This is a genomic window from Arcobacter peruensis (assembly GCF_003711085.1).
GTDB lineage: Bacteria > Campylobacterota > Campylobacteria > Campylobacterales > Arcobacteraceae > Poseidonibacter > Poseidonibacter parvus.
Genome location: NZ_CP032363.1, coordinates 1,508,559 through 1,535,232, shown reverse-complemented (window position 1 = coordinate 1,535,232; position 26,674 = coordinate 1,508,559). Strand labels below are relative to the sequence as shown.

Below are 26,674 nucleotides of genomic sequence, written 5' to 3'. Positions count from 1 at the left end.
CCTTATTTAATATATTTTTCTTCCCAGATTTTAAATTCATCACTAAAGTATTTGATTCTAATTTTTTTAAATTCTCTTGATGAATAAAGTGGCATGTTTGATTTATATGGTATTTCTTTTTGAATACTTTCAATCACTGCTTGTGTATCTTCTTTTGTTTTTCCATGAATCATAGTAAATAAATTATAATTCCAAGTAGGATATTTAGGTCTTAAATAACAGTGTGAAACTGCTGAAAACGAAGCTGCTATTTCTCCTATTCTTTCACCTTCTTTTCCTTCTTCTATATCCCAAGCTACCATTGCATTTGCACCAAAGCCTGCTTTTCTATGATTTAATATACAAGCAAATCTTCTCATAACACCTGCATCTTGGAAGTCTTGGAGTGTTTTGAAAAAATCTTCATAAGTAATATTGAGTTTTTCTATTATTTCTTTAAAGGGTTCAGATACAATTTTGATATCATTTTGTGCTTCTTTTATTACACTATAATGAAATTCATTTAATTCTAAATCTTTAAAGTTCTTTTTTTCTACTTTCTCTTTTTTGTCTTGTTTATTTGTTGTATCAAGTTTAACAGATATTTTAAATAGTTTTAGAGTTGGTAGAAGAATATAATCGTTTGCTTTTGTAAGTTTTGATAGTAATTCAACTGTATCTTCAAGATTAGATTTTGATTGAGGTGAAATAGCAATTGTAAACCAAATATTGTATTTGTGGTTTCTTTCATAATTATGTGATATTCCAGGATTAGAGTTTAGAATAACAACTGCATCATCAATTTTATCTTCATCAATTTCAAAAGCTACAAGTGAAGATTTGTATCCTAATTTTTTAGTATCAAAAATTGCAGATGTTTGTCTTATTATATTATTGGCTTTTTCTTCTTGTAGAATTTTTATTACTTCGTCTTCTGTTGTATTTAACTCTTTTGCTATTTGTTCAAAAGGTTTTTTTACTAGTGGAAAATTCTTTTGTACTCTATATAAAATTTCATCTTTCATACTTATTCCTATTATCAATTTGAGCAAAGTATATCAACAATTTTTTTTCACTGCATTGATTTAAAACAATTATTTTCCTTGATATAAATTAAGGGTTTAACTTATTTTTTTAATTATAATTCTAAGCATAAAACTCAAGGATAAAAAATGAAAACAAAGAATTTATTAATAATTGCATTTTTTGCAATATTTATGTTTTTAGGAATTAGTGCATTAAAACAAGGAATGCCTTCACCTAAGAATGAAAGAGTTTATTCAATATTACAAAAGCACATGCCTTATGTGGTTGAAAAAAGAGCAGGTGGATTTTCTATTAAAAGTAAAATCACAGGAATAAAAGAAAAGCCACCAGCAAAAGATATTTTTCTAAGATTAGAGCAATTAGAAAAACAATGGGGAATGGAGTTTTTAAAACTAGAAGGAAATAATCTATTTATTCTTGATAAAAATAAAAAAGAGATTACAAAAATCATACTAAAAAATCAAGAAGAACTTTCATGGGTAAAAGATTACTTTGAATTTAAATAAAAATATTTAACACTTAACATAAGTCAAGTGTTAAGGTTTAATTTTTAACTATACTTTCATTAAAATAACACCGAAATATAAGGAGTTTACATGAAGGTTAAGTTAAAAGATATTTTCCTATTTCAAGATTTAAGTGATGATACACTATCTCAGATTGAAGAATTTACTACACTTATCAAATTATCAAAAGACAATATACTATTTTATGAAGGTGATGAATCTAAATATCTTTATTTATTAGGTTCTGGAATAATAAAGTTGTATAAAACTGCATCAAATGACAAAGAAATTGTTATGAAATATTTTCATTCAAATGAATTAATAGCCGAAGTTGCAAATTTTGAAGGTATTCCTTATCCTGCAACTGCTCAAGCTTTTAGTCCTTGTGAAGTATTAAGAATTGATTTTATTAAATTAAAAGACATTATGTATAAAGATCCAAAATTATCATTTATGATTCAAACTTCACTTATTAAAAAAATTAGAAACTTAGAAAAACTTGTTTCATTACATGTAGTACTTGATTCAAAAGAAAGAATTGCAAAGTATTTATGTGAACATACAGAAGATTTCTTTAATACAAAAAACATTATGGTTGCAGAAATATTAAATATTTCTCCTGAGACTTTATCAAGAATGTTAAGAGTATTTAAAAATGATGGTTTAATTGATAGTAAAGCAAAAACAGTAGATAAAGAAAAGTTGAGACTTTTCTTTTCTTAGATTAAAAGGTGAGAAAATTAAAGGACTAATAAGTCCATTTAATTTTTTCTCTTAATTTTACAACTTCTCCTACAACTATAATAGCTGGTGTTGGCATACCTTTTGAATCTTCAACAATGTTTTCTAAAGTTGAAACGGTAACTTCTTGATCAGGTGTTGAACCTTTTGAGATTACTGCACATGGATAGTCTTTACTTTTACCATATTTCATTAGTTTTCTTGTAATTAATCCAATATTATGGAATCCCATTAAAAATACAAGTGTTTCATCATTTAAGAAACTTTCCCATTCTATTTGAGAAATTCTTTTTGTTGATTCATGTCCAGTTACTACTCTAAATGAAGTTGTAATACCTCTGTGAGTTACTGGAATTCCTGCATATGCAGGTACAGAAATAGATGAAGTAATACCAGGAATTATTTCAAACTTAATTTCTCGTTCGAATAAATAAATTGCTTCTTCTCCACCTCGACCAAATACAAAAGGATCTCCACCTTTAAGTCTTACAACTTTTTCATGCTTTAATGCTGCTTGATAAATGATTTCATTTATTTCATCTTGTGGCACTGAGTGTTTTCCATCTTGTTTTCCAACATAGATTAATTCACATTCCTTTTTTGCCGTTTCTAAAATCTTTGGATTAGCTAATCTATCATATATAATAATGTCAGCTTCTGTAACAATTCTTGCAGCTTTCACTGTCATTAATTCAATATCACCAGGACCTGCGCCTGTTAAGTATACTTTTCCCATTTTATTTTCCATCCTCATATATAAATATTCCCGAAGGTTTTTTAACATTAAATATTTCTCTATTTAAAAACCATTCTTTTGTGTGTATTACTGCTATTTTATTCGTGTCATTTACTGATACATATAATTGTGGTGATTTATTTGACCATCTGATATGTAATACTTTTCCATCAAAATTAAATGTATGTATAATTTTTAATGTTTTTGTGTCTATTATTTGTATTGTAGGAAAATCTTTTCCTGAATAAGTTACTGCTAAATGTTTTTTATCAGGACTTAAACTTGTAAATACAGGTAACCCTTGAGTCTCAATATTTTTGATAAAGTTGAAATCTTTATCATAAACTAAAACTTTATTATCTCCAACAGCAGGAACGAATACTTTATCTCCGCCTATACTCCAAAATCCGAAGTGAGGTACTTTTAATACCATTTTTCGCTCATCATTTAAATAGATTTTGATTTTTTTGAAAGTCATTGTATCTAAATCAACAACTCCATAGTGTGCTGAGGTAAAAAATCCTGCAATATAGTTATTATCTTTTATCATTGCATCAAAAGGTAACTCTCCTACATCTTTAAACTCTTTAAAAACTTTAAAATCAGCTTTACTTTTTCCTTCACTCATGTCTTTATAAACAGAAATAGTGTCATTATCCATTTGAGAGAAAATTAAATAGTCTTTATATATTTTAATACCAACATTTTTAGAATTGGTTTTAATCTTTTTAATTGGATTTAAATCTCTATCTAAAATATCAACACTTTTGTCATCATAATTTGCAACTGCAACATAAGTTTTCCCAATTACAAAGCCAATTGCTGATTTTGATGTTTTGTATTCTGCTAATATTTTTTCAGCTTCTGGGTCAAATTTAATTACATAACCATCTCTTGAAATTACATAACCATCTTTACCTTCAAATTTTACAACCCCATGGTTCATATTTCGCATACCTTCTATATTAGTTCTTTTTAAACCATTATAGATTGTTGCAAGTGAAGAACTTTCTCGCTCAACTACAAAGAATTTTTCTTTTGCATAACTTGAACTTAGTGCAATTACTGCAACTAAAAGTATTTTTATAAGTTTCATTTTATCTCCTAATTTCATCATCTGTTAAATAACATGATGGGTCTTCTTGCCATAAATCACCTGTCATTGCATAAGCTCTGCTTCTTGAACCACCATTACAAATATCTATATATTTACAGTTTGAACATTTTCCTCTTATTTCACGAGGGCTTTGTCTTAATTTATTTAAAATTTCATTTTCATTTGAAGTCCAAATTTCATCAAAAGGAGTTTCTAAATAATTTCCAACTGTAAATGGAAAAAATGGATCTGGTTTTACATTTCCTGCCCAATCCATATTTCCAAGTCTATTTCCAGCAGAGTTTCCACCCCAAGCTTTTAGTTTTTTCTCTAAAATCTCAGCTTTTTGTGGATATTGTTTTTTAAATCTATTTAATAACAGTATTGAATCCATTTCCATATTTCCTGTTACTAGGTCAATTTTACTATTATCTTTATAATATTCAAAGGCTTTATCGATTATAAATTCAACATATTCTCTTCTTTGCTCTTTTGAAATGTCAATTTCTAGATTCTCTTCTCCCCGTCCTGAATAAACAAGATGAGAGATATAAAGTTTATCAACATTTAACTCTTCGCATAAATCAAACATTGCATAAAAACTATCTTGTGTTTCTTTTGTAATTGTAAATCTAATTCCAGCATTTCCACCATGAGCTTGAACTAATTTAATTGCTTCAATAGATTTTTTATAAGAACCTTTCTGACCTCTAAATTGGTCATGGATTTCTTCAATACCATCAATTGAAATACCAATATAATTAAATGTGTCAATAATTTGGTCAACATTCTTTTCATTTATATATAAACCATTTGTAGATAGATAAGTCATAATTCCATTATCTTTCATACACTGTGCAATATCAAAAATATCTTTCCTTAAAAGAGGTTCTCCACCTGAGAAGATAACAAAGTTAACTCCTCCTTTTTTAAGTCTTGAAATAGTTTGTTCTATTTCTTTATAAGTTAAAGTATCTTTTTCATTTGCATCAGCTTTACTGTAACAATGATGACATGATAAGTTACAACGATTTGTAAAGTTCCATATCATAATAGAACCATTTAGAGTTCTAGATTTTGTATCTTCTAAAGTAGTTTTGATTAAGTTTGACAATCTAAACATTTTATTTATCCTTTGATGATTTAAATGTGTATATAAAATCAGTTATTGCATTTAATTCTTCAATAGAAAGCTTGTCTTGGAAACTTGGCATTACTGATCTTTTGTGACCTAATTGCTTATATGTAGATTTAGGTGCAATTATATGACCTTGAATTTCACCTCTTGTTCTTTTATCTGCCATTTCTTGAAATGAGGGTCCAAAAGCAACTGAGGTTTGGTGATGACAACCCCAACAATACGTTTTAAATACTTTTTCGCCACTTATATCTTGTGCAAAACTAAATGAACAAAAAAATATTAGTACAAGTGGTATTTTTTTTATTATACTCATTTTGTACTCCTTATTTTTTTTATGTTAAATGTTAACATAAATGCAAATATGAAGACTTGATAGCTATCAATATATTATGAATATAATTAGATAAAATTATAGATATATTTATAAAGGAGATAATAATGAAAAAAGTATTATTAGCTTTATCTTGTGCTTCCTTACTTTTTGCAAGTAATTATGATGATGGATTAGAATCATATAAAAATAAAGAGTTTAAAAAAGCTTATGACTTATTTTTACAAAGTGCAAACAATGGCAATTCGAAATCTGCTCATAATCTATCTATTATGTACAATAATGGGGATGGAGTTAAAAAAGATTTAAGAGAGTCTATTAAATGGTTAGAAATTGCAAGTAATGCAAAAAACTCTTATGCAATGACTCAATTAGCAAGTAATTATATGCAAGGTTATGGAGTTTTAAAAGATTATAAAAAAGCAGTAGCACTGTTTACAGAAGCTGCACTTTTAGATAATTCACAAGCTTCATTTAATTTAGCATATATGTATACTGTAGGACTTGCTGTAAAAGAAAATCCAAAAGAAGCAGTTTACTGGTATGAAAAATCTGCAAACTTAGGTAATACAAACGCACAAGTAAATTTAGGATTTATGTATATATCAGCTCAAGGTGTAAAAAAAGATTTGAGTAAAGCTGCTATGTATATAAAAAAAGCAAAAGATTCTGGAAACCCAAAGGCTTTAGAGCTTTGGAATGAATTTGAATTATCAAAATATTAAGGAATAAAAAATGGAAATAGTATTAACTTTAGTTTTCTCATCGGTACTTTTAGTTTTTATGATTTATCCTGCTATGAAAATAGTAGAATTTGTAGAAACAAAAATAGAAATTAGTGATAGAATTTATGATATTTCAACAGTTGTTTTAACAATTGTACTTTCATTAATTACTGGTGCACTTTTATATTATCTATAATCTTGTTTCATAAAATACTTATTAAGAATACCATGATATATTATATGAAAAACATGAACTAATAAAAATTAATAATAGTAGAATAGTTTTTATCATTTAATTTTTAATTGAACTGTTTGACCTAAGATTTGTTTGGTTAATTCTTTATCTGTAATATCAAGTTTTTTAGCAATTTTTGGAGCTATGATATATGAAACCCACGTGGATTTTATAATATCACCTTTTTTTAACTCTTTAAGTTTATAGATAACTCTTTTTTCTTCTTTTGATTTTAAGTTATTATTATAAATATATCCTTTTGCAAAAGCTGGAAAAGTTGGTTTATTATTTATATCTTTAAATACTATAGAAAAAGTAGTATCTTTATCTTTATAAGGATTTTTATCAAAATTTTGCCATATGATTTTTTTATCTCTTAAAATTTCTGTTTTAGCATATTTAAGTCTCATAGGCTGTGTAATTATGGAATGACCCATTTTATTTTTTATATATAATTCAAATGAATTGTTTGATAGTTGTTTTAATTTTAACTCAATAGCTTGTTTAACCATTTGTTCAGAGTGTATTCCTAAAAACTCATGTGAAGTATATTCTACTCTCGCTTTTGCATTTAATTTTGTAGGTGTTCCTTTTTTCTTTGGCATATGACATGAAATACAATCACTTGTTTGTCCAACTTCATCTAAAGTACTACAAATTTGAATATCATTTTTATTGATTTTATGTGAATGACAACCCATACAAACTTTACTGTTTACATAGTTTGAATTATTACTAGAACTATTATGTTTACTTGAACTCTCTGGACTTTCTAGATTTCCAAAAAATGTTGGTTTTAATTTATCATTCATAGTTGAAAAATTAACACCTTTTTGTTTAGTAAAAATCACTTTTGAAATTTGGTGACAATATGAACAGGAAACTCCATCTTTTAATCTATGATCAAATTCACTTGGCTGAGATTTTCCTTGCATTAAAGGTCTTAAATTTTTTACAGCAGGTGTATGACATATAGCACATGCATATTTTCTTGGACTTATTGCTTCTTTCATTTTAGTATGAATTTCATCAGTATAAATAGAAGATTTGTGATGCATACTTGAAGCGTGCTCTTTATAGATGGTTGGATGACATTCGTTACATGATTTTGAATCTAAGTATTTTGAAAATAAGAGTTGAGAGTTAAAAAGAAGGATTAAAATTAAAAGTTTTATTAAAATATCTTTTTTCATTTTAATCCTTTTGATAAATATTCATCTCAAAAGAGATGAATATTTACATATTCCTAATTATGCACCAGGGATATGTTGTCTGTGTTCAACAGAGTATGTAAATGTAGGAGTAGTTAAGTTATTAATATATTTAATAAATTTTCCACTTTCAGATTCATAAATACCAATTCTACCAGTTGTCCATTCAGAAATCATAGTCCATTTACCATGGTTTGCAGGTTCTGCATGAAGTAATCTTGGTTGTACAGGTTCTTTAACTTTATCACCTAATTTAGAAGTATATTCAATAACTTTATCTTTACCAATTTTTGGATTAGATTCAGGGAATGTTATAGTTTTATACTGTGTTGCATCCCAAGTTTGTAATACTTTTTTAGTTTTAGCATCAATTAATTGACCTTCTTTTTTACCAACTTTTACAATTTTATCAGTTTCTAAAGTTTCTTTGTTAATTAAGTAAACTTCATTATATGTTGCTGGTTTACCAAGAACTGTATCTGCCCATAAATATGGAGTATGTGGTGCAGTTCCTATGAATAATCCACCACCAGAAGTTTCAATTTTTTTAACAATTTCCCAGTTAGAATCCCAAATAACTACAGAACCTTGATTCATAGTTACAGTTGCATGTAATTGTTTACCCATTTTTTTATTAAACCAAGAAGATCCTTGACCTGGATGTGGTTTAGATTTTTTACCTGTGTAAACTTTTGCAGCTAAATTTTTCTCTTTGTAATCAACAATACCCATTACATCTGAACCTTGAGATGCAATCATATAATATCTACCAAAATCTTCACCTTCATCTTCATTTAAGAATGCATCATGAAGTACTTCACCGATATTTGGAACATCTCCAACGATTGGGAAATCAGGTTTTGAATAATCAATAATATATACTCTACCAGCATCTTTTAACGCCATTGCAAAGTAAGGACCATAAGGAGTATCTGCTAAAGATGCAACTCTAGACGCTTCAATTTGACCTTTCATATTAATTACTGCAGATGTATCATATGCTTTTAATGGCTCTAAAGTCATTGCATCACATAAAACTGCTCCACCTGGAGTATAGTTTCCAGCAATTACATATTTACCATCTGGAGATACTGCAAGTCCTCTTGATTCAAAACCAACTTGAACAGAAGCAAGCGCTGGTTGACCAGGTGCTGCAATATCAAACATAGTTAATCTTCCAGATCTTGAAATTGAGTAAGCATATCTTGGGTTTTTCTTATTTGTTACTGTTACGTGAACTGCGAATCCAGCTTTATGTCTAGATAATACTTTTCCATTAGTTGAATCAATAAAGTCAACTAAAGAGGCATCTCTTTCAGTTGCAAATGTAATATCAAGAACTGATTTAGTATCTGCTGATTTAGTATATTTTTTAGCTAATGCTTCTCTATCAGCTAATTTTGTCCAAGTTGAGTGAATTTGATCGAAATCTAATTTATAATTTGTATTATCTTTCCAATCCATTAACCAATCAACCATACCATCTGCATCATCTTTAGAGAATGAATGATCCCATTGAGGCATTGCTGTATTTTCAACACCTGCTAAAATTGCATCTCTTAATACGTGTCTTTCTTTTTTCTTTAAAGCACCTGGTCTTAAATCTGACCCAACCCCACCTTGGTGAATTGGTCCATGACATCCCTGACACTCTTTTTCATATACTTCTGCAAAATTCATATCTGAAGTACCTGCAAACAAAGAACCTGCTGTTACAACTGTACACGCTGCTAAACTTAAAACTTTACCTAATTTCATAATTTCTCCCTTTATATTTAATATAAAAATAATCATTGAAGGCCAAGATATTAGTTATTTACCCTCTTTAGATAAATAAGTAATATCTCGGCGAAGTTTTCTCTTAAAATCATTTAAACGAGAGGAACACGACTTCCTCTCATTTTTTTAATCTTCTTCTTCCTCTAGTTTTCTCTTCTCTTGTTTATAAATCCAAAACATTGGAATTATAATAAATGTGTGAAGAAAAAGTGTTAGTGTTAAAGGACCTTGGTTTAACGTAGCAAAAAAGCTAGGTACTAGGTCAGTCATTGGTTCAAACATAATATCTCCTTATCTTTCGTGTCTTGCATTTTTTGATGTAGTTAATAAATCTTTTATTAAGTACACAAAACCTATGAAAGTCATTACACCTGTTGCTAATCTCCATCCTAGACCTTGTACAAACCATACCATGTCTTGAGATACAAAGAATGCTTCCCATGTTGCTCCCATTTGAGCACGTTCAACTAATACTTGACCATATCCAGCTACTGTTAAAGAAACAGTCATTCCTAAAACACCAAATGTGATTAAGAAAATCGCCATTTTAGATTCAAATGTAGCTTTCATAACTTTAATTCCATTTTTACCTTGAACACCAAGATAGAACATACCAATTAAAATAGTTGCATAAGCTCCAAAGAACGCTAAGTGACCGTGAGCTGATGTAAACTGTGTACCGTGTGTATAAATATTAACTTGTGGTAATGTATGGAAGAATCCCCAAACACCAGCTCCTAAGAAGTTACCAAAAGCATTTGTAACAAACCATGCAAAAGCAGGTGAGTTATTCATTGTTTTTTCACCAGATTGTGCGCCTTCTTTAATTCCAGTCTCTTTACCCCAGTCATAAACAACGTGTACAAACATAGCTACTAAAGGAACAGGTTCAAGTGCAGAGAATAATGCTCCAATTTCCCACCAGTACTCAGGAGTACCAATCCAGAAATAGTGATGACCCATACCTAAGATACCAGATCCAAATAACATAGCTACTTCAATCCATAACCACATTTCAACTACTTCTCTTCTTGCACCAATGATTTTGATTAATCCATAAGATAATAAACAACCAACAAATACTTCCCAAGTTGCTTCAACCCATAAGTGAATTACCCACCACCACCAGTACTGATCCATAGAAATGTTATCAGTAAAGAACATACCAGCTAGATATAAACCAGCAAGTGCTAAAACATCTGCCATTAATACAGTAACAATACCTGTTTGTTTACCTTTCATTGCAGTTGCAAAAAGGTTAAAAACAAATACTAAAACAACAACAACAATACCAATATCAGCCCATCTTGGAGCTTCAATGTATTCTCTACCTTCGTTAATAAACCAAATAGTAGATTCAGTTGCAGGTCCAATTTGAACTAGAATATATACTAAAACAACTACAGTAACAGCTGCTGTTAAAATATAAAAAGCTAATTTACCAATTGCAATACCAACAGTTTCAATACCAGTTTCTTCAGGTAAAAGGTAATAAACAGAACCAATCATTGCATATAACATCCAAACAACAAGTGCATTAATATGTACCATTCTAGCTACTGAAAAATCAAAGATTTCAAAAAGAAAACTTGGATATAAGAATTGAGTGGCTGCAATAAGCCCCATTAATAATTGTGCACCAAATAAAATAGCTGCAACTACAAAATAGTTAATCGCTAATTTTTGAGATTCAAATTTTAAATTATTTTCCATGAATCGCTCCTGTTACTCCATCAGTTGACATTCTCGCAAAGTTTCTTGGGAAACCGTTTGTATCAATAGATGACATATGTTTTAAGAATGCTACAAGTCCCATAGCTTCTCTTTCAGTAATATCTAAATCCGGCATCATTCTTTCATGAGTTGGATATTGTGAAGGGTCTTGTAAAAATTTAGACATAGCTTCTTCTTTTGTAGTAGAATTAGTCATTCCTAAATATGGCCCATTTGGTCCCCATGCTGGATCTAACCACGCTTTTGTTAAATCAGGAGCATAATAAGCACCATTTCCAAGTAAAGTATGACAGTTCATACAGTTTTTAGCTTGTGAACCTAATTTACCTAAGTGAAGTAACTCACGAGCTTCTTCTTCGCTCCAGTCATCTCTACCAAAGAATTTTTCTTTCTCACCAATAACTGGCACCTCATGACCTCTTTTTGTATCCATTTCGTAAGTAATTTTGTAATTAATTACTGTTGGTCCTGGTACTCTTTTTGTAATACCAGCTTTAAGATCTTCATCTGTCCCCATACTAATTTGACCTAACGAATCAAATGTTAACCAAATTAATAATATTGAAGCAAAACCAGTTACCCACGCTGCTGATCTTCTCCAAAAAGGAATACTCGTCCATACTGAAACAACTTTTTTTGACACTTGTTCCTCCTAATTTTTTTACTGTTCGTATCTTTGTTCACTTCTAATATTCAAATAATAGTAAAGGTGTGGAAGGATCAAATAACACACCATTGTTACCATTAATGCTTTTATAGTAAAAGCATTACTTTGAATAGTAGTAGCAACGTAATACATACAATATGTTTGTAAAGCCCAAAACATATATGCGAATGGCATATATACTGTTCTTATCTTCTCCATTTTCACTAGCGTATATATTGCTATGTAAAACAGTCCAAATAACAATACAAATGAAGATGATAAAAATATAGGTAAGAAATCATCTAATGCAATTTCCGGTCTAATAATTAAAACAGGTTCCATACTTCTTCTCCTCTTTTGTTAATACAAGAACTATGGAAAAATTTTAGTCTAAAGAGAGTATAAAAAAAATGATATATGTCAATTTTGAGTGAAATTTATAAGGAATTTAAATAAAAAAGTAAATAGTTTTTAAAACTATTTACTATTGGTCTTTTTTAGGTTTACAAGCTTGTAAAAGCGTATTTAATTGGTCTTTTAAATTATTAAGTTTTTCTGTAGATTTTATTAAGTCTTCATGTGATTGAATAACCATATCTTCGCTTTTATCTAGATAAGTTGAAAGATCTCCTGAATGCTTTAGTTCATCAATTATCTTATCAAACTCATCTGTAATTTCTTCAAGCTGTACTGAAGCATTTTGTGATTGTTCAATTGCTTCTTGTGAATAATTAACAGCTGAATTTATCTTATTAATAAAACAGTTAATAGTATCAGAAGCTTCTACAATCTCTTTTTCTGCTTCAATTTTCATTGGTTTTAATTCAGAAACATCAGATGTTTGAACTAATTCTTTAGAATATTGTAAAAACTTTTTTGCATTACTTTCCATTTTTCTTAATTGAACAAAACTATATATTATTAGAAGAATACTAAACAAGAAAAATAAGTATTGAATATATCTAATAAAATCAGTTTTTTCCTCTGCGTGCAATGTATACAAAGTAACTAAGCTATCTACTTCATTTAAAAGTATATTATTTGTATTATGAATAGTGTTTATAATATCTTTTATTTTTTGTTCATTATTTGTTTGTTTATCCATTGTATATTTTTTAAAATTATTTATCTCTAAATAAAAATCATCCCAAAGTTTTTGTATTTTAGAAATTTGATTTGAAATTACTTCAGTAGGAGATTTTTCAATACCAATTAAAGTATTTCCATCTTTTAAAGAGTTTAGATTATATATAAATTCAATAGTTGCCATATCTAGTTCATTAAAAGAATAGTGCTTATTATGATAAGTATAAAAAATATTTTTAGAAATCTTTTGAGTAAGCATTCTTTCTTTTCCTGCAAGATTTATAATCAAGGCATCTTTTTTATTTTTTTCACTAAGATAAATAGTTGTATTAATTATACTTAGCATTAATAGTATGAATAAAATTCCTAGTAGTTTAATTTTTCTGCTTATTGTATTTGTTTTCATATTCCAACTCCTGTGAAGATATTCTCTAAAGAAGTTTTATTTGTAATTATTACTTCACCATTATCAATTTGTATTGTTCCATTTCTTGATAGCTTTTTTAATACTCTAGATAGAGTTTCAGGTTGTATATGTAGCATAAAAGAGACTTCTTGACGTTTAAGTTTATTAAACATTTCAAGATCTTGATTTAACATAAAAGCTACTTTTGAAGTAGCATCAAATACAAGCTCTCTATTTAAAATACATTGTAATTGATGAGTTTTATCTAGTAATATTTCCATAAGCTCTGTTGTTAAAATATTTTTAGATAAAAAAATCTCTTGGAACTGTTTAAAGTCAATTGATAAGACAAGGGAATCTTTTACAAACTCAGCATTTGAAAAACAATATATATCATGATTCTTAATCGATGATAACTCAGATATCATAGAGTTTTTATATATATGATAAAGAAAAATTTCATTATCGAACTTATCTAATTTGAATATTTTTAGTAATCCAGAAACTAAAAAAAGTATATTTTGTTTAGTTTCACTTTCATAGTATAAAATAGAGTCTTTTTCATATTTTGAAATACTTGATATTGAAGCAATCTGTTCTTTTTGCTTTTCATCTAAAGTATCGAAAAAACTTATCTCATTTATAGTTTCTTGTATGGTCAAGGTATTCCTAACTTATTGTTTTATTTAAGCAATTCTATATTATCCTTTTGTAAAAGTATATTAAACAATAAAATAAGGTTATTTAAAATGAATTTTAAAAAGTATATTAAAGCAGTTGGAACTGGTCCTAAAGGTAATAGAGAATTAGAAGAAGATGAAGTAATTAATGCAGTAGAAGCAATCTTAGAAAACAAAGTTACACAAAGCCAAATAGGAGCTTTTTTAATTGGATGGCGAACAAAACTTGAGACAAATGAAGAACTAACAGCTGCTGTAAAAGCTTTAAAAAGATACATGAAGTTTAGCAAAGTTGAGAATTCATTAGAATTAGGATATTCGTTTGATGGTAGAACTAATAATCCATTTTTATTTCCTTTATATGAAAATGTATTAAAAGAATTTCATGAAAAAAATAAAGATATAAGGGAATTAAATCTAATTATTTCAGGGGATTTACTACAACCTGCAAAAAATGGAATTACAACAAAAGAAATATTTGAATCTCTTGACCTAAAGCAACACGTATACTTTTTCAATAGGATAGAATACTTAAAAGAGTTAAGTGATATAACGCCTTTAAGACATGAATTAGGATTAAGAACTGTATTTAATACAGTTGAGAAGTTATTAAATCCTGCTCAAAGTGAATATGGAGTTACAACAGCTTTTCATAAACCCTATGTAAAAAAATATTTAGCAATGTTTAAAGAATATTATAAAGAAGTTCTAGTTGTAAAAGCTAGTGAAGGAAGTCCTGAGGTATTTAAAGATGGAAAATACTGGAAAGAAGTAAATGGAGAAATCCAAGAATTTCCTTTTTCATTAAAAGATTTTGGAATTTCATATGATAAAACGTATGATAAAATTTCTTTAGAAGAAGCCTTAGAGATAGTTAAAAATCCAGATGAAGAGATTATAAAACTTGCAAAGTTTAATATTGCTCTTTATTTAGTATTTGCCAAAAGAGTTGATAGTTTAGAAGAAGCTTGGGAAAGGTTAAATTAATTTGACCTTTTTAAGTTAAATTATATTAATCTTGCAAGTTAAGAATAGAAGGAAAAAATATGTTAATAGATGGATATGGTAGAAAACACGACTACTTAAGAGTATCAGTTACAGAAAGATGTAATTTTAGATGCCAGTATTGTATGCCTGAGAAACCTTTTTCGTGGGTTCCTAAAGAGAATTTACTTTCATATGAAGATTTATTTAAATTTATAAGTGCATCAATAGATGAGGGTATAAAAAAAGTAAGAATTACAGGTGGTGAACCACTTTTAAGAGAAGGTTTAGATACTTTTATAAAAATGGTTTTTGATTATAAAAATGATATAGATTTAGCATTAACAACTAATGCTTTTTTACTTCCAAATGCAGCTCAAAAATTAAAAGATGCAGGATTAAAAAGAATTAATATTTCATTAGATACCTTAAGACCTGATGTAGCAGCAAAAATTGCACAAAAAGATGTTTTAAAAACAGTTTTAAAAGGTATTCAAGCAGCAGATGATGCAGGATTAAAAATCAAAATAAATTGTGTTCCAATTAAAGGAATTAATGATCAAGAGATTGTTGAGGTATTGGATTTTTGTAAAGAACGTGGTTATGTTATCAGATTCATTGAATTTATGGAAAACAACCATGCAAAAGATGGAGCTAAAGGTTTAACTTCTGATGAAATGAAAGAGATTATTTCAAGAAAATATAAAAACTTCAAAGAAGTTCCAAGAGATACAAGCTCACCTGCACAATATTATGAATTAGAAGATGGATATCAATTTGGTATTATCGAACCTCATAAAGATGATTTTTGTTCAGCATGTAATAGAATTAGACTTACTTCGGAAGGTTACTTAATTCCATGTTTATATTTTGAAGATGCAATGAGTATCAAAGAAGCAGTTCAAAATGATAGAATTGATGAAGCTGTTGAAATCTTGAAAAAAGTATTAGCTGGTAAACCTGAAAAAAATAAATGGTCAGTTGATGATGGTAATGAAGTATCAACTAGAGCCTTCTATGAAACAGGCGGATGATATTAGATAAGTATTAAACATACTTATCTAAAAGAGACGTTGTCCTATCTTTGTCTTTTTTATTAAAAGCATCGATTCCTGCTCTTAGAAGCATTTCTTGATGTGTTTGTGGTATAAGATTTAAATCATTATATCTATCTTCTTCTCTACGTTTAAAATTATTCTCTGTATTTATTTCATTTACTCTTTGATCAATTTTAAAATCTTTTAAAAATAAATTTTTTTCTAGTAAATAAACAATTGCATAAATTTCAAAAGGGTCAATTTTTTGATTCTCTTTTTCTTCATTTATTGATTTCATCCAATATAATGTTGTAATTATGTCATGTGTAATATGATTAATTATATTTAAATTTTTTGCATAATCAATTATTTTGTATTCATTTACATTTAACCATCTATCTTTTAAATTTGTGCCTTTATCATTAAAGTTTTTTTTGTCATCAATTACATTATATAAATTTTTAATTCCGAAATCTTCGATTCTTCTTTGGATATTTATTACAACAGCATTCCAAATAGCAAATAGGGAATAAGTGTATTTTTCTATTTTAATTAAATCATAAGCTTCTTTAAAAGAATAGTTTTCAGATTCACTTAAATTAAAACTTTTATCATTAGGATTTCTTAATATTTCTGGTGTATTAATCATTGTAACTCTTTCTTTTTTTGTATAAAAAATATTATAACATATTATTTAATAATACATTATAGTCTTATTTTAACTATTTTGTAGTTCTATTTAACTTTTATTAAAGGAACTTTTACTATAATACGCGTCCACTTACAAAAATTGAAGTGAAATACATATACCTATTAGGAGGTCATGATGGCTTTAGATCAGGATTTAAAAGCAGAGATTGTTGCAAAATACGCAAAAAAAGACGGTGATACAGGTTCAGCACAAGTACAAATTGCTATATTAACTAAGCAAATTTCAGTATTAACTGAGCACTTAAAAACATTTAAAAAAGACCACTCTTCAAGATTAGGACTTTTAAAAATGGTTGGAAAAAGAAAAAGACTTTTAAAATATTTAAGAAGAACTGACTTTGCAGGATTTACTGAATTAGTTGCTTCATTAGGAATTAGAGCTAAATAATTTTAGTTTTCTAACTTCTTTAAAAAAGGTTTACAGTTTTACTGTAAGCCTTTTTTTTTACTCAAAAAATTAAATTTTACAATTAATTCTTTAGAATAACGAATATTAATGATGTTTTATGTAAAATATAAACAATAAAATATGTCAGGATATAAATGTTATTAACAAAAAAAAGTGAATATGCACTACTTTCTTTGATTTCAATTGCTAGAAGCGATGAACCAATTAACGTAGATGTATTATCAAAAGAATTAAATATATCAAAATCATTTTTAGCAAAAATTATGCAAAATTTAGCGAAGCACGAAATTGTAGTCTCTCATAGAGGGGTTAATGGTGGATTTGCTTTAAAAAAATCTTATGATCAAATTACTATATTAGAAATTACAACAGCAGCAGAAGAAAAAGTACCTTCTGTTTTTGAATGTTCACCGTCAGTGAATTCTTGTCCAAGTCAAGTAGGAATGTTATGTACTATTTGGCCTTTATTAAATAATTTACAAGCAAAAATTGATGGATTTTTAGGGGATTTAACTTTAAAAGATATTGCTTCATGACTCTATTTCATATTTCACATACAGATTTAGATGGATATGGATGTCAATTAATTACTAAAGAGATGCTTCGTTTAGAACATTTTAAAGAAGCTTTCTTTTACAATGCAAATTATGGTCAAGAAGTTAAGTTAACTATTAAAAAAGTTTTAAAACAAATAGAAGATTATAAAGAAGAAGAGATTTTTCTATTAATTTCAGATTTAAATTTAACTACTCAAGAATCAAAAGATTTAGATAAAAATATAAATGAATTAAATGAAAATGGTTTTAATATAAAGTTACAGGTTCTAGACCATCATGCAACTGGACAAAAAAGTGCAGACATGTATCATTGGTACTATTTAGATATAAATAGATGTGCTACAAAAATTGTATATGATTATATGTGTGAAGAGTATAATGCTTTTAATTGCGATGAAAGAGCATGGCTTTCTCCTTTAGTAGATGCAATTAATGCTGTTGATATTTGGCTGGATCATGAAATTAAAAACTTTGAGTTTGGTAAAGTTTTATTAATGATGGTTTCAAAAGCAAGAGAGGTAAATAATATACTTTTTGCTGATCTAAATAGAGAATATAGAATTTACTTATTAAAAGAAGCTTGTAAATATTTAGAGAAAAGAGATGGAAATATCTTACTTGATAATGCTCTTCATTCTATGAAGAAAGAGTTTTTAAAGCTAGATAAAAAAGATGATACACTAGATAACTTATCAGCTAAGTTTTTAGTAAAATCACTTGCTGATATTAAAGATAAATTAACAATTACATACAAAGGTCATAAAGGACTTTTAACATATTGTTTAGGTTCTATTTCTATTCCAGCAAATGCATTTTTAAAAGCAAATACAGATTTTGATTTTTTTATTGATGTTGGAAGAAAAGGTAATTCTAGCTTTAGAGCTGATGGAAAAGTTGATGTTGCACAAATGGCAGCTAAGCTTGCAAAAGGTGGAGGTCATGTAAATGCTTCTGGTGCAAAATTCCTTGATTTTAAAGAAACTATCAATTATGAAGATGTAAAAACTTATGTACAAGGAAAATTAGACAAAATCTAATTTTCCTTTTCCCCCTTTAAACCCCTATTTTAAACCCTTCCTTCTATACTAAAACTTTTTATATTTTTTAGGATGTAAAAATTAAATACTGTGATATAATTCTATTATTAAAACACTCATAATTAAAAGAGAAAAAATGAAAGAAAAAAAAATAATTGGTAAGAAAGAAACCATCTCAATTTTAGATTTAGATTTATATGATTTAGATGCAAAAGTTGACACAGGTGCAGATTCAAATGCCTTACATTGTGATAATATCGTTATTGAAAATGATATGGTACATTTTTGTTTATTAGATGAAGTACATGAGTCTTATCATGGAAAAAGAATGTCACTTCCTTTATATAAAGTAAAAAAGGTAAAAAGCTCAAATGGTGAGATTCAATTAAGACCTTCTATTAAAGTATCTGTTGAGTTTATGGGAAAGAAATATAAGAGCATTATATCTTTAACCAATAGAGCTGATATGAAATTTCCTATGTTAATAGGGAGAAGATTTATGCAAGAAAGATTTTTAGTTGATGTATCAAAAGAATACATGAGTAAAGAAATAAAAAAGGAAACAAAATGATTGTTTACATATTATCAAGAAATGCAAAGTTATACTCAACTGCAAGATTAGTTGAAGCTGCACAAGAAAGAAACTGGGACGTTCGAGTTATTGATTATTTAAAATGTACTATTGAGATTATGAAAGGTGAATTAGTAATTAATTATTTAGGAAAAGTTCTACCTACACCTGATGCTATTATACCAAGAATTGGTGCGAGTAGAACATTTTATGGAACTGCAATGGTTAGACACTTTGAGATGATGGATGTTTTCTCAACTTCTGGAAATTTAGCAATTGCAAGAAGCCGAGATAAATTAAGAAGTTTACAAGTACTTTCAAAAAATGATGTAGATATGCCTAAAACAGTTTTTGCTTCAAATAAATCAAGTGCAAAAGATGTTATTGCTTTAAGTGGTGGAGCTCCTTTAGTACTTAAAATTCTTGAAGGAACTCAAGGTGTTGGTGTTGTTTTAGTTGATAGTGAAAAAGCTGCTAAATCAGTTCTTGATGCATTTTATGGAATGGATGTAAACTTACTTGTTCAAGAGTTTATTGAAGAAGCAGGTGGAGCTGATATTAGAGCTTTAGTTGTTGGCGGTGAAGTAGTTGGTGCTATGAAAAGACAAGGTGCAGAGGGTGATTTTAGGTCAAACTTACATCAGGGTGGAAGTGCAACTGCCTATAAGTTAAATAGAAAAGAAAAATCAACTGCACAAGCTGCTGCTAAAGCTATGGGTCTTGGTTTTTGTGGGGTTGATATGATTCCATCAAGTCGTGGTCCTTTGGTTATGGAAGTTAATTCGTCTCCTGGATTAGAAGGTATTGAAAAATCTACTAAATTAGATATTGCAGGAAAGCTTATGGATTATATTGAGAAAAACGTTACTCCAACAACTCCTAATAAAAAAAGAAAAATAAAAAGAGACAACATTGGAGCATAAGAATTCAAAGGTAGAGTTTGCAGGTACAGAAATATTAAAAGGTACAAACGTAACTTTAAATTTAGAACTACCTAAACTTTATCACTCTCCTATGGATTTACCAATTAGAGTAATTAGAGGGAAGAAAGATGGCCCTACTATTTTTATTAGTGCTGCAATTCATGGTGATGAATTAAATGGTATTGAAATAATTAGAAGATTTAGAAAGTTAAGTATTCTTAAAAGACTAAAAGGTACTGTTGTTTTAATTCCTATTGTTAATATTTATGGAGTGATGACACTATCACGATATATGCCAGATAGAAGAGATTTAAATAGATCTTTTCCTGGTACTAAAAAAGGTTCATTAGCAAGTAGAGTTGCAAAAGTATTTTTTGATGAAATTGTATCAAAGTGTGATTTTGGAATAGATTTACATACAGCTGCAATTCATAAATCAAATTTACCACAAGTGCGAACAAATCTTAATAATGAGTTTACAAATAACTTAGCTAAGAAGTTTGAAGCACCAATTGTATTACACTCAGAATTAAGAGATAATTCACTTCGTGCAGAAGCACAAGAAAAAGGAATACCTGTACTTTTATATGAAGCAGGAGAGGCTTTACGATTTGATGAAACTTCTATTAGAATTGGGGTAAAAGGCATTGTAAATGTTCTAAGAGAACTTGATATGCTTCCTGCTGTTAGTAAAAAAAGAAAATACAAAATGCCTATTGTTACAAGAAGTAGCCAATGGATTAGATCAACTGAAAGTGGAGTTATTAGAACTATTAAAGCACTTGGTGATATTGTAAAAGAAAATGAAGTAATTGCTTATGTAGATGAGCCTTTAGATGATGAAAGTTTTGAAATAAAAGCATCTTTTGATGGCGTGATTATTGGAAAATCTGAAATACCTTTAATACAAGAAGGTGATGCAATTTTTCATATTGCAAAGCTAAAAGATTTAGAAATTGCAGAGAATAAAATTGAATACTTTAATGAAGACGCAATTTTTGAAAGTGAATTTCGAGAATTAAAAGAAGAAGAAACAATAGAATAGGGTGATGCAACTATAATAAAATTATAGTTGCAAGACCTAAGAAGCTAAAGAATCCTACAATATCAGTTACTGTTGTTAATATTACAGTTGAACCAATAGCAGGGTCAATATCTAATTTTTCTAAAACTAATGGAATTACTGCTCCAAAAAAACCAGCACTTACTAAATTTATAATCATAGATATTGCAATTACAATTCCAAGAAGTGGAATATTAAACCAAAAATATGCAATTACTCCAATAACAAAAGCAAATAATAAACCATTTACAAGTGAGATTATCACTTCTTTTATAATAGTCTTTTTTGCATCATCATATTCAATTGAACCCAATGCCATTTGTCTTACTGTTACTGTAAGTGTTTGTGTTCCTGCATTTCCACCCATTGAAGCAACTATTGGCATTAAAACTGCAAGAGCAACTAGTGATTGGATTGTTGCATCAAATAATCCAATTACAATTGAAGCTAAAATGGCAGTAATTAAGTTTATACTTAACCAAAAAGCACGATTTTTACCAATTTTAAAAATACTTTCTTCTTCTTCGGCTTTATCACTAACCCCTGCAAGTGAGTAAAGTTGTTTTGTATCTTGTTCTTGCATAAGATTTCTTACATCATCATGCGTTACTCGACCAAGAAGTTTATTATCAGAGTTTATGATTGCTAAAGCATTTAAGTTATAGTTTGTAAACATACTAACTACTTCATCTATTTCTTCTTTATCATTAAAGCTATAGTGTTCAATGATATCCTTAGGTAGTTCTTTAAAAGTTTGAGTTCTCTCAAATAAAATCAACTCTTCTAAACCAATTGAACCTAAGTAGTTATTCTCATCATCTGTTAAAAAAGCATGGAAAATATCATGTAAGATATTTAAATCTTTTTCTTTTTTTAATCTTTTTAAAGCAGTATCAATTGTTTCATTTATATTTACAGAAAATAGCTCTTTTTGCATAAATGCACCAGCTTGCTCTTCTTCATAAGCATTAAGCTCTTCAATAATTTGTTTATCTTCATCATTTAGCTTAGATAAAACTGTTTGTGCTGCACCTTCATCTTTTTGAGATATATTATAAATAAGCATAGATGCATCATCACTATCCATACTTGACGTTACTTTTGCAACTTTCTTTTCACTTATTATATTAGTAATCTCTTCTTGAATATATGTTGGCATATTCACTAATATTTGTGCAAATAAATCACTTGGGATTTTTTTACAGATATTTTTGTATTCATTAATTTCAATATCTCTTAAATCTTGTAAATCTTTTGCAATATCAAAAGGATGAATATCACTAATACCTTTTTTATAATCTTCAATAATTGATATTAACTTTGTATTTAATTCTAATACTATTTGTGTTTGATCCATTTCTTCCCTAGTTAAATTTATTATTCTTCACTATCTTTTTTTATAACTTTTTTTGCTGCTTTAAGTTTTATATTCTCATTTTTTTCATACTCTTTTAGTAAAGATATCGATATTTCGCCTCTTTTACTAGATACTGTTTTATAGTTTATTTGATATGAAATTATCGCTATTATAGCTGTTTTTGTAGAGTTTAGTGAATATGAAAGTGTATGTATTAAATCAAACTTTTCAAATACTTTAGCTGTTATTTCTTCAATAAAATCAAAATTATTGTCTATATCAAATTCAAACTCAATTAAATCATTTATAACTCCATTCTTTTTTAAAGAGTAGTTATAAAAAACTTTTGTAAAAATATAGCTATTTGGAATATAAATAGTTCTACCTACATTTTTAATTTCTTTGATATTTGTATAATCACTCACTTCATTTAGTTTGATTTTGATTAGTGAAATATTAGTAATGTCTCCAATAGTATGTTTAGTTTCAAATTGAACCATAACTCTATCTCCCACTCTTATTACATTTGAGAAAAAGATATAAATTGCACCTGCTATATTTAGTATTATCTCACGTGTTGCAATTGTTAAAGCAGCAGCAATAATTCCTAAAAATGTAATAATATACATGATATCGTTGATATATCTTATAATGATAAAAATTAAAATAGAAAGTACAAAAAGTAAGGCCATAAGTTTTCTATAATTCTTTTCAAGTTCTTCACTTTCTTTATTTCTTACAAGATAAAAGAAAATAAATAATGAAATTTTATATATAAAATAAGAAACTATAATTATGCTAAATGTTGTTATATGTTTAATAAAAACTTCGTTTTTATACTCTTCATATTTTCTTTTTAAATCATCTTTTGTTTCTAAAAGTGTTTCATACATTTTTTCTATATTTTCAGTATATTCACTAAAATAGTCAATTTGTTCTTTTAATTGAATTACTCTTTTACCTTTAGAATCAACTTTTAATTGCTCTTCATAAGAGTCTTGAAGATAAACAAAAGCTGAGTAAAACTCTTTTTTTAAAGAGTCATATTTTCTTATTTTATTTCTTAATTCTTCTTCTGAGATATTAAACAAATAATCATAAATATTAATATTAGGAATCTCATATTTTTTGTTTTTAAGTAATTCATCAAAACTACTTTTCTTTTCATATAAAAATAGTTTTGATTTATAAATATTTAATTTATTCATATATTCTTGTAGTTTTGATTGATTGTTTCTTATTTTAGGTTTTAGAATTTCTAATTCAATTTTATTTATATTATTTAAAACTGTATTATAATTTTTATAGTTTGAATATGTTTTTAACCAAATATTTGTATTTGAAATTTTTTTTGTACTAGCTTCATTAAGTTCATTTGTAAAAGCTACTGAAGTAAATAAAAGTAAAAAAAGAATAATAAATTTTATTTTCATTTTTTATTCTTTTGTATAAAAGATAAATTCTTTTTTCTTACATCAACGATAAAATCTTTTTCCAAAAATTCTCTTCCTAATAAAATTGGATAACTCATTTTTTTCCTATCTCTTAATGTAAACTCAACTTCATAACTTTTATTAAAAATTATAACTTCTGTTGAAATCACATATCTTTTTTCAACTATGCCATTTGAACTTCTAACTTTTGCTATTCTTTTAATTGGCATAATATACTTTTGGTCTTTATATTTTTTATGTGATTTATCTAATACATCAAATTCTACTTTTTCATCTTCTATTTGCTTAATAAACATACAATGTAAAGATGAAGTTTTAGCACCTGTATCAACTTTTGCTCTTAAGTTTTTTAACTTTAATAAAGGTAAATCAACTCTATCATATTTTCCAATTACTGTACTATTTGCGATTAAAAACTGAATAGATATAAATAAAAAAAAGATAAACTTAAACATTCTTTTCTTCTAAATAAAGCTTTTGTAAAACTAATAAAATACTATCAATTGATTGTATTAATGCAGTTTCTTCAACTGTATGATACCCAATAGTAGGAACTTGTAATGTTGTTCCTTGAATACTACCTTTACTTGCACTAATTATTCTTCCAAGCTCTGTAATACCAAGTGATGATTTTGTATTTGTTTGTTTCATAATAGTTTTTAAGTATTCATCTTTATAATGATATTTGATTCTATTTTTTAAAGCTATTTTTTTTATTTTTGCTTTAAGTGGTGATCTAAAATATGCATTCTCATCTCTATTTCTTAATACAATATCTAATAATTTAATATCTTCAATTGTTTTATAAGGACTAGTATCTAAAACTAAAAGTTCATTTGTAGTAATATCAAATCTTCTGAAGTACTCAAGTAAAAATCTCCAGCTCTTTCCAGCTTCTTCACTTGCCGTAAAAAATGCAGTTCCTTGGTATCCTAACTCATACATATAAACTAAAATGGCAACGCTTAAAACATTATCAAGCTGTGCTGCAATTGTTTCATTTCCTATTTGAAGTTTATCCATAAAGGCAATTGGAGTTCCGGGAAATAAATGATCAAACTCGTTTATTTTAAATATGATATTGTTTCTTCTTTCACAAAGAAAAGCATTTTCAATTGTCCCCATTCCTAAATATGAACCAGACCATGGCTCATAAGCTTGAACTTTTTGATTTACAAATCTCTTTTCAAAGTTTTTTAGCATTTGATTTCTATTTGAAACATTATCTAAATCTGATTGATTTTTTGCTACATATGCTGCATATTGAAACTCATTGTGTCCTGTACAAATTAATCCATGTCTATCAGAATGCGCTGAAATATAACCACTTGTAGGATTATTTCCTTTTGCAACAAGTACACCATCATAGTACTCAACAGTAACATTTAAATCTTCTAATTCTCTTTTTAGGTACATAAAAAAAGAGTGTTCATATCCAACTACTGTTGGTATTTTTATAAGTTGTTTTAAAATATCGTAAAAATTGTTCATTAAAGCCATTTCTTCTTTCTAAAAATATATAGTTGCACTACAACTATAAATATTAACGATATTGTAAATATAGAGAAAGAAAAGCTATTTTCTGCTCCTGGTATTCCACCTACATTTACACCTAAAAGCCCTGTTAAAAAACCAAGTGGTAAAAAAATCGCTGAAATTATTGAAAGTACATACATTCTTTGATTTAATTGCTCACTTAAGTTATTGGATATTTCTTCTTGAACTAAAGATATTTTGTCTTTTATTGAATCAAGGTCTTCAATATATTTGATTAACCTATGATTGATTTCTCTTAATTGTATTTTTTCATACTCATTAATCCAAGTAATTTTTTGCTCATATAGTTTAAATATTGCTTCTTTTTGAGGACTTAAATATCTTTTTAAAGAAATTGATTCTCTTTTTATTTGTGAAATACTTGTTCTTAAAACTGCATTGCTTGATTCAATACTTTGCTCTTCTAAACTTGAAGCTCTATCTTCTAAGTCTAAAATATAATCTTCCATTCTATCTGTTAGTCTATCTATTAATTGAATTAAGAATTCAGATGAATTAGTAGGTCCTTGTTTTTGTTTGAAATATTGTAAAATATCATTTACAGAAATAAGATCTCTCTTTTTTGTACTAATTATCAAATTTTCACTAACATATAATCTTATAGATATCATATCTTCAGGATCACTATTTGGATTAAGATTTATTCCTCTTAATGCTAATAGTATTGAATCATTTAAAATAGTAGTTCTAGGTCTTGTAATTTGTGATAACAAAGCTTCAGCAGCAATTGGGTCAATATTACTTTTATTTGTAATCCAATCTATACTTTGCTTTTTTGTATAATCAAAATGAACCCATAAAATACCTTTTGAAGAATCGTAAGTATTAAGTTCTTCAAAACTTATATCTTTTGCGCCACCTTGTCCATCAAATATAATGCCATGACAGAAACCATTTTCATCAATTGCTTTTTTCATTATTTAGTTAACATTTGA

31 protein-coding genes are annotated in these 26,674 nt (G+C 27.6%); 12 read left to right on the top strand and 19 right to left on the bottom strand.

Annotated features, from left to right (window positions below):
* Positions 1-2: 2 nt before the first annotated feature.
* Positions 3-1,004: a siroheme decarboxylase subunit alpha gene (gene ahbA, locus D3Z07_RS07690; RefSeq protein ID WP_122893523.1), complete on the bottom strand. Its 1,002-nt coding sequence runs from the start codon at positions 1,002-1,004 to the stop codon at positions 3-5.
* A gap of 147 nt (positions 1,005-1,151) precedes the next feature.
* On the opposite strand from ahbA, the gene D3Z07_RS07685 reads away from it, so the two are divergent.
* Positions 1,152-1,532 (top strand): hypothetical protein, encoded by a 381-nt coding sequence (locus tag D3Z07_RS07685; RefSeq protein WP_076083945.1) that lies wholly within the window; start codon positions 1,152-1,154, stop codon positions 1,530-1,532.
* A gap of 90 nt (positions 1,533-1,622) precedes the next feature.
* Entirely contained in the window at positions 1,623-2,255 is a 633-nt protein-coding gene (locus tag D3Z07_RS07680) for a Crp/Fnr family transcriptional regulator (RefSeq protein WP_076083948.1), read from the top strand.
* Positions 2,256-2,280: 25 nt separating this feature from the next.
* Here the strand turns inward: D3Z07_RS07680 and cobA are convergent, their stop codons facing one another.
* The 4 genes from cobA to D3Z07_RS07660 are packed head-to-tail and all read right to left on the bottom strand — an operon-like array spanning position 2,281 to position 5,559.
* Positions 2,281-3,009 (bottom strand): uroporphyrinogen-III C-methyltransferase, encoded by a 729-nt coding sequence (cobA, locus tag D3Z07_RS07675; RefSeq protein ID WP_076083950.1) that lies wholly within the window; start codon positions 3,007-3,009, stop codon positions 2,281-2,283.
* A 1-nt stretch (position 3,010) separates the two neighbouring features.
* Positions 3,011-4,105, bottom strand: coding sequence for a cytochrome D1 domain-containing protein (locus D3Z07_RS07670; RefSeq protein ID WP_076083952.1), 1,095 nt, complete (start codon positions 4,103-4,105; stop codon positions 3,011-3,013).
* A gap of 1 nt (position 4,106) precedes the next feature.
* Positions 4,107-5,228, bottom strand: a complete 1,122-nt coding sequence (locus D3Z07_RS07665; RefSeq protein WP_122893522.1) for a radical SAM/SPASM domain-containing protein — start codon at positions 5,226-5,228, stop codon at positions 4,107-4,109.
* A 1-nt stretch (position 5,229) separates the two neighbouring features.
* On the bottom strand, positions 5,230-5,559 hold the full coding sequence (locus D3Z07_RS07660; RefSeq protein WP_122893521.1) for a c-type cytochrome: 330 nt from the start codon (positions 5,557-5,559) through the stop codon (positions 5,230-5,232).
* Between the two features lie 125 nt (positions 5,560-5,684).
* On the opposite strand from D3Z07_RS07660, the gene D3Z07_RS07655 reads away from it, so the two are divergent.
* A complete protein-coding gene (locus D3Z07_RS07655) occupies positions 5,685-6,302 on the top strand; it encodes a tetratricopeptide repeat protein (protein ID WP_122893520.1) in 618 nt (205 codons plus the stop codon).
* 10 nt (positions 6,303-6,312) lie between these two features.
* Positions 6,313-6,498 (top strand): hypothetical protein, encoded by a 186-nt coding sequence (locus tag D3Z07_RS07650; RefSeq protein ID WP_076083958.1) that lies wholly within the window; start codon positions 6,313-6,315, stop codon positions 6,496-6,498.
* Positions 6,499-6,590: 92 nt separating this feature from the next.
* On the opposite strand, the gene D3Z07_RS07645 is transcribed toward D3Z07_RS07650, so the two are convergent.
* From D3Z07_RS07645 to D3Z07_RS07615, 8 genes are all read right to left on the bottom strand, one after another.
* Positions 6,591-7,730 (bottom strand): multiheme c-type cytochrome, encoded by a 1,140-nt coding sequence (locus D3Z07_RS07645; protein ID WP_122893519.1) that lies wholly within the window; start codon positions 7,728-7,730, stop codon positions 6,591-6,593.
* Positions 7,731-7,787: 57 nt separating this feature from the next.
* The gene (locus D3Z07_RS07640; RefSeq protein WP_122893518.1) at positions 7,788-9,506 is read right to left on the bottom strand and encodes a nitrite reductase; all 1,719 of its coding nucleotides are present in this window, start codon (positions 9,504-9,506) and stop codon (positions 7,788-7,790) included.
* Positions 9,507-9,653: 147 nt separating this feature from the next.
* Positions 9,654-9,809, bottom strand: a complete 156-nt coding sequence (locus D3Z07_RS13865; protein WP_164707213.1) for a hypothetical protein — start codon at positions 9,807-9,809, stop codon at positions 9,654-9,656.
* Positions 9,810-9,818: 9 nt separating this feature from the next.
* The gene (locus tag D3Z07_RS07635) at positions 9,819-11,240 is read right to left on the bottom strand and encodes a cbb3-type cytochrome c oxidase subunit I (RefSeq protein WP_076083964.1); all 1,422 of its coding nucleotides are present in this window, start codon (positions 11,238-11,240) and stop codon (positions 9,819-9,821) included.
* Complete coding sequence (locus D3Z07_RS07630) at positions 11,230-11,904, bottom strand: c-type cytochrome (RefSeq protein WP_076083966.1); 675 nt, start codon at positions 11,902-11,904, stop codon at positions 11,230-11,232. Before D3Z07_RS07630 ends, D3Z07_RS07635 begins: the two co-directional genes overlap by 11 nt.
* A gap of 18 nt (positions 11,905-11,922) precedes the next feature.
* Positions 11,923-12,249, bottom strand: coding sequence for a hypothetical protein (locus tag D3Z07_RS07625; RefSeq protein WP_076083968.1), 327 nt, complete (start codon positions 12,247-12,249; stop codon positions 11,923-11,925).
* Positions 12,250-12,391: 142 nt separating this feature from the next.
* Entirely contained in the window at positions 12,392-13,399 is a 1,008-nt protein-coding gene (locus D3Z07_RS07620) for a type IV pili methyl-accepting chemotaxis transducer N-terminal domain-containing protein (protein ID WP_122893517.1), read from the bottom strand.
* Positions 13,396-14,061: a Crp/Fnr family transcriptional regulator gene (locus D3Z07_RS07615; protein WP_122893516.1), complete on the bottom strand. Its 666-nt coding sequence runs from the start codon at positions 14,059-14,061 to the stop codon at positions 13,396-13,398. Before D3Z07_RS07615 ends, D3Z07_RS07620 begins: the two co-directional genes overlap by 4 nt.
* 87 nt (positions 14,062-14,148) lie before the next feature.
* On the opposite strand from D3Z07_RS07615, the gene D3Z07_RS07610 reads away from it, so the two are divergent.
* Both D3Z07_RS07610 and moaA read left to right on the top strand, forming a co-directional pair.
* Positions 14,149-15,066, top strand: coding sequence for a glycosyl transferase (locus D3Z07_RS07610; RefSeq protein WP_122893515.1), 918 nt, complete (start codon positions 14,149-14,151; stop codon positions 15,064-15,066).
* 59 nt (positions 15,067-15,125) lie between these two features.
* Complete coding sequence (moaA, locus tag D3Z07_RS07605; protein WP_076083978.1) at positions 15,126-16,097, top strand: GTP 3',8-cyclase MoaA; 972 nt, start codon at positions 15,126-15,128, stop codon at positions 16,095-16,097.
* Positions 16,098-16,110: 13 nt separating this feature from the next.
* Here the strand turns inward: moaA and D3Z07_RS07600 are convergent, their stop codons facing one another.
* Positions 16,111-16,749: a hypothetical protein gene (locus D3Z07_RS07600; RefSeq protein ID WP_076083981.1), complete on the bottom strand. Its 639-nt coding sequence runs from the start codon at positions 16,747-16,749 to the stop codon at positions 16,111-16,113.
* A gap of 177 nt (positions 16,750-16,926) precedes the next feature.
* Here D3Z07_RS07600 and rpsO point away from each other — a divergent pair, with 177 nt between their 5' ends.
* The 6 genes from rpsO to D3Z07_RS07570 all read left to right on the top strand — a co-directional run bounded on the left by rpsO (position 16,927) and on the right by D3Z07_RS07570 (position 21,353).
* Positions 16,927-17,199 (top strand): 30S ribosomal protein S15, encoded by a 273-nt coding sequence (rpsO, locus tag D3Z07_RS07595; RefSeq protein WP_076083984.1) that lies wholly within the window; start codon positions 16,927-16,929, stop codon positions 17,197-17,199.
* Positions 17,200-17,354: 155 nt separating this feature from the next.
* Positions 17,355-17,756: an RrF2 family transcriptional regulator gene (locus D3Z07_RS07590; RefSeq protein ID WP_076083987.1), complete on the top strand. Its 402-nt coding sequence runs from the start codon at positions 17,355-17,357 to the stop codon at positions 17,754-17,756.
* Positions 17,753-18,814 (top strand): DHH family phosphoesterase, encoded by a 1,062-nt coding sequence (locus tag D3Z07_RS07585; RefSeq protein ID WP_076083990.1) that lies wholly within the window; start codon positions 17,753-17,755, stop codon positions 18,812-18,814. Before D3Z07_RS07590 ends, D3Z07_RS07585 begins: the two co-directional genes overlap by 4 nt.
* A gap of 136 nt (positions 18,815-18,950) precedes the next feature.
* Entirely contained in the window at positions 18,951-19,385 is a 435-nt protein-coding gene (locus D3Z07_RS07580; RefSeq protein WP_122893514.1) for an ATP-dependent zinc protease family protein, read from the top strand.
* On the top strand, positions 19,382-20,308 hold the full coding sequence (gene rimK / locus D3Z07_RS07575) for a 30S ribosomal protein S6--L-glutamate ligase (RefSeq protein WP_076083995.1): 927 nt from the start codon (positions 19,382-19,384) through the stop codon (positions 20,306-20,308). Before D3Z07_RS07580 ends, rimK begins: the two co-directional genes overlap by 4 nt.
* Positions 20,298-21,353, top strand: coding sequence for a succinylglutamate desuccinylase/aspartoacylase family protein (locus D3Z07_RS07570; RefSeq protein ID WP_228200531.1), 1,056 nt, complete (start codon positions 20,298-20,300; stop codon positions 21,351-21,353). The genes rimK and D3Z07_RS07570 overlap by 11 nt, the downstream gene beginning before the upstream one ends.
* A gap of 10 nt (positions 21,354-21,363) precedes the next feature.
* Here D3Z07_RS07570 and D3Z07_RS07565 read toward each other — a convergent pair whose 3' ends face one another.
* From D3Z07_RS07565 to D3Z07_RS07545, 5 genes are read right to left on the bottom strand one after another with little or no spacing between them, the layout of a single operon-like run.
* The gene (locus D3Z07_RS07565; protein ID WP_122893513.1) at positions 21,364-22,728 is read right to left on the bottom strand and encodes a magnesium transporter; all 1,365 of its coding nucleotides are present in this window, start codon (positions 22,726-22,728) and stop codon (positions 21,364-21,366) included.
* A 20-nt stretch (positions 22,729-22,748) separates the two neighbouring features.
* Positions 22,749-24,161: a mechanosensitive ion channel family protein gene (locus D3Z07_RS07560; protein ID WP_122893512.1), complete on the bottom strand. Its 1,413-nt coding sequence runs from the start codon at positions 24,159-24,161 to the stop codon at positions 22,749-22,751.
* A complete protein-coding gene (locus D3Z07_RS07555) occupies positions 24,158-24,637 on the bottom strand; it encodes an ATP-dependent zinc protease family protein (protein WP_122893511.1) in 480 nt (159 codons plus the stop codon). Before D3Z07_RS07555 ends, D3Z07_RS07560 begins: the two co-directional genes overlap by 4 nt.
* Positions 24,630-25,673, bottom strand: a complete 1,044-nt coding sequence (locus D3Z07_RS07550; protein WP_076089174.1) for a peptidase M42 — start codon at positions 25,671-25,673, stop codon at positions 24,630-24,632. The genes D3Z07_RS07555 and D3Z07_RS07550 overlap by 8 nt, the downstream gene beginning before the upstream one ends.
* Entirely contained in the window at positions 25,673-26,656 is a 984-nt protein-coding gene (locus D3Z07_RS07545) for a zinc transporter ZntB (RefSeq protein ID WP_122893510.1), read from the bottom strand. The genes D3Z07_RS07550 and D3Z07_RS07545 overlap by 1 nt, the downstream gene beginning before the upstream one ends.
* Positions 26,657-26,674: the final 18 nt, after the last annotated feature.